The organism is Cryobacterium sp. 10I1 (assembly GCF_035019805.1).
In the GTDB taxonomy this organism is placed as follows: domain Bacteria; phylum Actinomycetota; class Actinomycetes; order Actinomycetales; family Microbacteriaceae; genus Cryobacterium; species Cryobacterium glucosi.
In genome coordinates this window covers 1-7,781 of sequence record NZ_JASJVF010000162.1, presented here as the reverse complement: position 1 = coordinate 7,781, position 7,781 = coordinate 1, and the positions used below count along the sequence as shown (strand labels likewise).

Here is a 7,781-nt window from a genome sequence, read left to right as displayed (position 1 = left end):
GATGGGGCTCGGCGAACGGCGCTGCCCGATCGCGGTCGCGGCCGCGGTCGCCAGCTACCTCGCCGGCGAGACCGCCGGCCAGTGCGGCCCCTGTGTCAACGGGCTCCCGGCGATGGCCGCCGTGCTCGGGCGTCTCGCTACCGGGGACCGCGACCCGGGGCTCCCCGGGGAGGTGCGCCGCCTCGCGGCCATCGTCACGGGGCGGGGCTCCTGCAACCACCCGGACGGCACCGCCCGGTTCGTGCTCAGCACGCTCACGGTGTTCGCCGATGACGTCACCGCGCACCTGAACGGGCACTGCCGAAAGGACCACCGATGAATCTGCGCACCCCAGAGGCCCGCGGCCCGGCCGCCGCCCTCCTGCACATCGACTGGACGAGGTGCGACGGCCGCGGGCTCTGCACCGAGATCCTGCCGGAACTGCTGGCCCGCGACGACTGGGGCTACCCGCTCGCCTACGGCTACGGTTCTGCCGGCGCCGGCTCGAACGTGCCGGTCCCGGACACCCTGCTCGCCGCGGCAGCGGATGCCGTGTCCCTCTGTCCACGCCAGGCGCTCACCCTCGTCGACCCCTAGTTCCTCGCCGGTCGCGCCAGCGCAGAGAGGGCCCGTCGACGGGGGAGTGACGTAGGCTCGGATGATGACAAGGCCCGGCCACAGCCCATTTTTCTGGATTCCCGCCCTCGTTGCCTCCGCATGGTGGGTCGCTTGTTCTGTACTCAATAACACTGCTCACCCACTAGTCTGCTCAGATGGGACAGACTAACCGACCGGGTCGCGACTGGTTATTGATCACCACGTCGGCGGGTTCAAGGGTTCGCGAAAATTGTCATCCGATGCTCGTTGAATACGTCGACCTTCCGGCCCGCGAGCGTCGACTTCTTATCAAGGACAGGACGCCGATACTCGTCGCGCCAGACCTGACGATCGATCCTCGTCTCGTCAAGTACTTCGCTCGCTCCGACTTCGCTGACCGGGCGGCGTCCGGCCGCGTGACCTACGCACTGGAGATCAAAACATGGTTGGCGTTCCTGTGGGCACGCGACATGCGGTGGGATGAAGCATCAGAGGACGAGTACATCGACTTCAAGCGTTGGCGTACGGACCCCGATTTGCATGAACCTATGGTCGGTGAAGTGCCGCCGGTCGTCACTGGAGCGACCTTCATGAAGGCCAGATTCGCGCTAGATCACTTCTACGCTTGGGCTAAGCGGCAGGGCCACGTGTCAGCGTCCCCGGTCCCACCAGACCGAGCCGTCGGCCACCCCACGCGTAGCCCTCACGGATCGAGCGTAAGACCTCAGCGTTCGAAGTGGGTGACCCCCAACACCTACCAAACGTGGCGAGATGTTGGCCTACGTGGATTCCGATTGGAGCGTTCAGGAAAAGGAGTCGCGCCCGCAGCGATGGAACCGAAGTGGCGGGGCGGACGGAGCCAGCAACGCGATGAAGCGTTCTGCGACCTGATGATCACGTCTGCGATGCGTCGCGGGGAACAGAGCACGCTGCTGCTTTATGACGTTCCGGGTGAATCGGTCGAGGTGAGCCTGGCTAGGGCGGTCACCAAGTACAACACGACGCGGGTTTTCACTCCCCTACCGGACATGCTCGCCAAGGTTCAGGAGTACATATTCGGTGGACGGGACAGAGCTTTACGACGTGCGCAACGCGCCGAACGATACGAGGCCTTTCAACAGTCGACAACGTTGTTGATCGTCGACGGCGTTGAGACCAAGGGCAGCCGTCTCCGGTACGTCCTCGATACTGGGATTGCTGGCTTCGTTGACGACCTGGATGAAGCCAAGCGGCGGCGCCTGTTCCGCCGAGATGATCGCGGCCGCTTAGAGCCCCTCTCGGTATGGCTGGGTGACGATGGAATCCCGATGACCCCAAGAGGTTGGAACAGCGTCTGTCGAAGAGCCGATGCACGGGTTCTCCGCGAGTACCAGCGCCTCGGCCTTCCACCCCACACGAGCATCAGCCTGTCTCCGCACTCGCTCCGCTTCTCCTTCGCGCTCTACCTACTGGCAGCCCTCCATCGACGCATCGACGAGCGTGAGTCGTACCGCGCAAGTGATTCGTACGATGAGCGTCGGTACGAGGCCGCGTACGACATCGTGCGCGACATGCTCGGGCACAGCCGCGTGGCGACCACGAAGAACACCTATCTTGAGCCGATCAAGGGCATGCGTCGGTCGGTTCTTTTCGATACCGCTTCAGCGAGCGAAGACCTCGGTGCACTGATCAGTCGACTGGCAGTGGGAGCCGATGCCATCCTTGATTCTGGAACTGTGTTCGAGAAGGTCGGCTAGTGCCGCGGAAGGCGGCGATGCCCCCGAAGGGGATGGCCTTCCCGTCGGCTGTGAGCGACAGTGGACTGAAGGTCACCTGGACGGTAGACGAACCGAGGCGTCCTCAAGATGTCATCGACCTTACCGACTGGCCGGGCGCTCTGACTCTTCGGCAAGAGGCCGCTCAAGGCCTTGCTGTCCGCGTTGGACCCACAGGGACCTGGAACTCACGGGAGGGTGTCCGTCGCGCGTTGTTCGACGTTCGATCATTAGTGCGGTGGTGCGAGGAAGAAGGCGTTGAGTCCTTCAGGGATCTGACGGAGGCTCACTGGGCGGCTTGGGGAGTACATCTAGAGGCCACCCGCACAGATCACGGCAGGCTGTCAGTCTTGGGGATAGCCCGCACCTTCTTACAAGGCGTCGAGGTGCTGCCACAACGATCGCGCTGGGCCATCTCACAACGCATCGGTACGACACAGACACCACCGCAGCCGACATACGACCGCGCTGAGTTTCGAGCGCTGGAGCGGGCCGCGCACCGGGCCATGGCGACCGCGCGGAAGAGGATCGTGGACAACTTCGAGTTCGCCTTTGCACAACCCGCGGACCTGCCGAACGACGAGGCGCGTGCACGGTCAGCCACCATGCGCAGTTGGCTGGACGGGACTGCTCCTATGCCAAGTGAGAAACGGTCTGATCTCATGCTGACGGCAGCTGAGTCCGTAGCAGCCGCCACGCTGATGACGTGCAAGGAAGGCTTCAACCTTTCCACGCTGACCCGGCTTAAAGTAGCCGACAAGACCGCCTCGCAAGGCGACGTGGACTTCGATATCTTCACGGCTGACCTCGACAAGCCTCGGCGAGGACCATCGCGCCGGCACTTTCCTGGTGTCTGGCCGGACGACGGTCCAGGCACGATGGGACGTGTTTACCGATTGGTCGAGGATGCCACCGAACCGACGCGCGTATACCTGGCGTCGCTCGGACAACCGAGTGACCTTTTGCTGCTCTACGGAAGCGTGCGAGACAAGGGTCGATGGTACGACGGCTCCCAGTCGTCAACAGCGATAGTCCCCGGCGTGTTTGCAGGCGTTCCGCACGCCGCTGCGAAGAGCACCGATCGACCGGACGACCCGTCCGAACCGACTGCGAGGAACGGCACGCGCCGACAACCTAACCCCCGACGGTGGGCCGATTGGCTCCCGGACGCAGTGCAAGTGAATTTTCGGATGCTTCATCGCACCTACCAGACCATCATCAACCCGGCACCGACTCACAACACTCGGAGCACGCACGTCAGCTCGTACCTTTTGCTGGACGAGGCAGGGCGGGCCAAGGCCCGGAGGACGGCCGCAGCGGGCCTTCAGCATGCTTTGGATCGAGCCGAAGAGCGGCTGATCCTGCGGCTTTCTGAGGAGTCGGAAGTGGACGAGGCGATCAGGTCTGGGTCGAAGGACACGGCGACCGTCGCTTGCGACGACATACTGCATCACCCTGAAACGGGCGAGCCATGCCGTGACAGTTTTTTGATGTGCCTGATGTGTCGGAACGCCGTTGCCACGCCGAGACACTTGCCTCGTCTGTGTCTGCTACTACAGGCGTTCGAAGACCTCCGCAGCACACTCACCATCCGGGCATGGGAACGCTGGGACGACGACTACCTCCGACTCCACGTGTTCCTGTTCAGCCGCGCTCAACTAACTGAGGAAGGCAGGATCGCCGCTCTGGCGGCTGCAACAGAGACTGACAAGCATTACGTCCGACTACTGCTTGGAGGCATCTATGACACACCCGAGTAGCCCACGTCCTTGGTTCGAGCCGGACGGCGGAGACGAGGCCTCTCCGTACGTTGATGTTGAGGGTGACAGCCCGAGCATCTCGCCCGAACGCGTTCGTAATGCGACTACTCCGGTGAAGCCGGTGTCAGCCGATAGGTGGCCGCTGAGCGCCCTGGGTGTGCTTCGAACAGGAAAGCCACTAGTCCTGAATTTCACTCCGATGAGAGGAGCCAGGCGGAAGTACGAAGTCACGCCTAAGACCAGGGCGACCCGCAAGCGGATTGCGTACAACCTCATCAACCAGCCAACCCCTTCCGCGATCCTGATGAATAAGGGCTCCGCGGCCGTCAAATGGATGGCGCCAGCGACCATCATCGAAGCGACGATCTCCGTCAACGCATTCCTCGCATGGGCCAACGAACGTGGCGTCGAAGTTCTGTCGGATTGCTCTCCAGAGCTCCTTGAGGAATATCACACCCATGTCCTCGCAATGCCCTGGACAGCCTCCAGGAAGTCGAAAGGGCTGCTTGCGCTATGGCGCCTACACCTTATGAGTGGCGTCCTCCCCGCGCAAGACCGGCTCTGCAAGCCACCGTGGAGCATCAACACTAAGTTGCGGCGAGAGGGTGGGGCGGACGGTAGCCGAATCCCCGTAATCGAACCGGAGACGATGGACTCGTTGCTGACATGGGCGCTCACGTTCGTCCGTGACTTGTCGCCTGACATCCTCGCCGCACAGGCCCGACTTAAGGAGTGGGAAGCTGCGATACCTGTTCGCATCCCACAGGACACCCACAACGGCCGCTACAGGCGCGGCGAGGCACCCCAGCCGAAAGCAGCGATCGCGTTCCTGAGGCAGTACTTGGACGAACACGACGGAGTGCTGCCCGGCTGGGCTCATAACGGACGCACGGCGGTTGCTTGGGGCTACCTAGGAGCCCGGTACGGACATCAGCCGACGCAGCTTCGGACGCAAGCACACCGCCTGCTGGCGGGACAGTTTAGTCCAGATGAAACCGTTCCAATGCCGATCAACACACCGGTCAGGTCGACCGTCCATGGCTACCCATGGGCGCTGTCAATCGACTACCGCGACGTCGTAACCTGCATGGGCGACCCTCCGCGCCTCATCCGACTCCTGCACACAGCCTGTGTGATTGTCCTGATCTACCTGACAGGGATGCGCCCCCACGAGATGCTGTCGCTAAAGACCGGATGCCTTGAGGTTGTACCGGAAGAGCGGCCGGGAGGAATAGTCGCTTACCTGGTCCACGGCGAAGTCAAGAAGGGACGGAAGAGGAATGGTGAGCGCTATCTCCATGGAGACCCCTCGATGTGGGTGACGCTGAAGCCAGGCGCTGATGCCATCGAGTTGGCCGAAATCATGCGTACAAACGAATACCTGTTCCCCGGCGTGCGCGGCAGTGACGGGCCGGCCACAGTCGAACTCATCAACCGGCGGATCGTGCAGTTCGTCCAGTACGTCAACGAGCAGGTTATTGATTGGGGACTGCCCAGCGCGTTCACTATCCCTGACGACTTGGAAGGATCGATCCGACCACAAGCGTTCCGTCGCTCACTGGCGTGGCACATCGAGGCGCAACCCGAAGGTGAGATCGCTTTGACTTTGCAGTATCAGCAAGTCAACAGTTCACTCGGGCGGGACGGCTACTCGGCGCTCCACGACGTCGGTGTTCGTCGGATGATGTCGGCCGAAGCAGCTGCAGCCCAAGACCAGACAATGCAACAGGTCGGCCAGGCCCTCACCCAGGGAAGCAAGGTTTCAGGCCCCGCCGCAGAAGCGTTGATGCGCGCCGCTGCACTGCGGGTGCCGGTCCTGGCTACGTTCGTCAGCAGGTCCGAGGGCCGGCAGATTATCAATGACCCCGACGTGAACGTGTATGACAACCCTGGTGCCTACTCGCTGTGCGTCCACCGCCCCGAGTACGCCAAGTGTGGCACGGGCGACTCACCGGACCGAGGTGCGTGCCAAGCGGACTGCGCCAACCATGCCCGGACCGATAAAGAGATTGACCGCTTGCGAGAGCACCGGGATCAACACCGTGCAGAGGTTGCATCACCCTTGACCCCGGTTCCGCTAAAAATATCCCTAACTCGTCGTATCGAGCACAACGATGCACTCATCGAAGCGCACGAGATCCACGGACTGACCGTCCGTTCACTGCCCAAACACACAAGCGAGGAAGGCGACCGGTCATGACGACGAACGACCGCGGTACCGGATTGTCGCCTGCACTGGATGCGAACCGCACCAGGATCGTCGAGGCGATGCGACGCGTCCTGGCGGGGAACCCGCTGCATATCGAGACCGGCCGGTACAGCGTGCTTGCACTCGCTGAGGAGTCCCGCGTTGAACGCAACCGTTTCAACCGGGAGTACAGCGACCTGCGGGACGAGTTCAAGTCCATGGTCAAAGCGGGGACCGCGGCGCCTGAGCCATCTAGCAACCTAGAGGTCTCTCTAGCAGATGACCTGGCCGAGACGGCTGACGCTCTAGAGTCAATGACTCAGCGATACACCGAGGCGCGTGAAGAGCGCATGCAATGGAAGGAAGCGGCGGAGACGTTCGTGCGCGTCATCCAGACAAAGGATATCGAAATCGCTGCGCTTCAGACCGACGCCCGGACAGCCAAGCTGCGGATTCTACGCCTTGGAGACGAGCTGCGCGACGCGAAAGAAGCCGTCGCTCTGAGGGCTGACGGGGCGGCCCGAGCGACGTCCGGCGAAGTGGTGCAGATGGTTCGCCGTGAGCGCGCGGGGGAATCCGATGATGTCTAGAGGCTGGTCAGACAGGTACCGTTTGTGTTGGGGAAGTCTTCTGTTAGCGGCCATGCCAAACTGGGCGGCCACGGGACTGCCCGCTGACGGCCAGTGGCGCCGTACCCAGTTTCCCGGACTGTCTCCAAGCCATGATGCAGTCCGCCTAATTATCACCAGTGACGTTGCTTGCTAGAGGGTTCGAGATCTCGGACAGGGCCAGCTCTATTAGATCCACGTCTTCGGCGCTCAGATTGAACAGGTCGTAAACATATCGATCAATGTCCGCGTCGACTTTATCTATGGCGTCGCTAAGCCTGCGCGGCGTCCGGTAGAGATCGTTCGCGTGACACTGTTTGAGATCTCATACAGCCCTGCAAATACAAGGGCGCACTGTGTAACGGTTGTCGTGTACGCACCAACGCAACGCGCACCTCCCTTCGAGATACACCAAATGCAGACTGAAACCTCGCCTGGCCACGAACCTGCCCGTGGTCATGTCCGCGACTTATCCTTTCGATTGAAGTATGGCGCTAGCGTCGGATATTTAACTTTTTCACACCCCCCCCAGTAGAACGCGGACGCTCGACAGTCGCCCACCCATAGCCAAGAAGTGATAACTAGGTTCCCCAGTTACCTACCAGATGGCTTCTCTGTGACTGCGCAATTGACGGCGCTCAGCGAATTTCCCCAGTCTTGCTCATCGAAGCTCCCCAGGTCGCGGGGTTAGGTTAGCGGAAGTTCGTGCCCGTTGTCACGCGGCGGAGCTCGTTGGATTGGGCGGCGTGGTTGCGGAGTCGGTAGGAGCCGCCGTCGAGGGTGACGACGACGGATCGGTGCAGGAGCCGGTCGAGCATCGCGGCGGCGTTCGTGCAGGTACTGGATCGCCTCGTCGTTCTCGTCCGGACGGTAGTACGGCGGGAGGTAGGGGTTC

General features: G+C 62.1%; 7 protein-coding genes. 6 read left to right on the top strand and 1 reads right to left on the bottom strand.

Features of this window, described 5'->3' with window-relative positions; translation table 11 throughout:
• The 6 genes from QN345_RS13190 to QN345_RS13165 all read left to right on the top strand — a co-directional run.
• Positions 1-319 (top strand): NADH-ubiquinone oxidoreductase-F iron-sulfur binding region domain-containing protein (locus QN345_RS13190; RefSeq protein WP_323508736.1); only part of this gene is annotated, 319 nt, incomplete at its 5' end.
• A complete protein-coding gene (locus QN345_RS13185) occupies positions 316-576 on the top strand; it encodes a ferredoxin (protein WP_134449596.1) in 261 nt (86 codons plus the stop codon). The genes QN345_RS13190 and QN345_RS13185, both read left to right, overlap by 4 nt.
• 260 nt (positions 577-836) lie before the next feature.
• Positions 837-2,312 carry a hypothetical protein gene (locus tag QN345_RS13180; RefSeq protein ID WP_323508735.1) on the top strand — a complete coding sequence of 492 codons (1,476 nt, stop codon included), beginning with the start codon at positions 837-839 and terminating at the stop codon, positions 2,310-2,312.
• A gap of 548 nt (positions 2,313-2,860) precedes the next feature.
• A complete protein-coding gene (locus QN345_RS13175; protein WP_323508734.1) occupies positions 2,861-4,090 on the top strand; it encodes a hypothetical protein in 1,230 nt (409 codons plus the stop codon).
• A gap of 199 nt (positions 4,091-4,289) precedes the next feature.
• Positions 4,290-6,290 carry a hypothetical protein gene (locus QN345_RS13170; RefSeq protein WP_323508733.1) on the top strand — a complete coding sequence of 667 codons (2,001 nt, stop codon included), beginning with the start codon at positions 4,290-4,292 and terminating at the stop codon, positions 6,288-6,290.
• Positions 6,287-6,868 carry a hypothetical protein gene (locus QN345_RS13165; protein WP_323508732.1) on the top strand — a complete coding sequence of 194 codons (582 nt, stop codon included), beginning with the start codon at positions 6,287-6,289 and terminating at the stop codon, positions 6,866-6,868. The genes QN345_RS13170 and QN345_RS13165 overlap by 4 nt, the downstream gene beginning before the upstream one ends.
• 710 nt (positions 6,869-7,578) lie before the next feature.
• Here the strand turns inward: QN345_RS13165 and QN345_RS13160 are convergent.
• Positions 7,579-7,781 (bottom strand): ATP-binding protein (locus QN345_RS13160; RefSeq protein WP_323508731.1); only part of this gene is annotated, 203 nt, incomplete at its 5' end.

What these genes read in the sequence shown, in the direction of transcription:
- QN345_RS13185 (WP_134449596.1), top strand. Translation starts at nt 316, where the DNA reads ATGAATCTGCGCACCCCAGAGGCCCGCGGCCCGGCCGCCGCCCTCCTG.
- QN345_RS13180 (WP_323508735.1), top strand. Translation starts at nt 837, where the DNA reads ATGCTCGTTGAATACGTCGACCTTCCGGCCCGCGAGCGTCGACTTCTT.
- QN345_RS13170 (WP_323508733.1), top strand. Translation starts at nt 4,290, where the DNA reads ATGAGAGGAGCCAGGCGGAAGTACGAAGTCACGCCTAAGACCAGGGCG.
- QN345_RS13165 (WP_323508732.1), top strand. Translation starts at nt 6,287, where the DNA reads ATGACGACGAACGACCGCGGTACCGGATTGTCGCCTGCACTGGATGCG.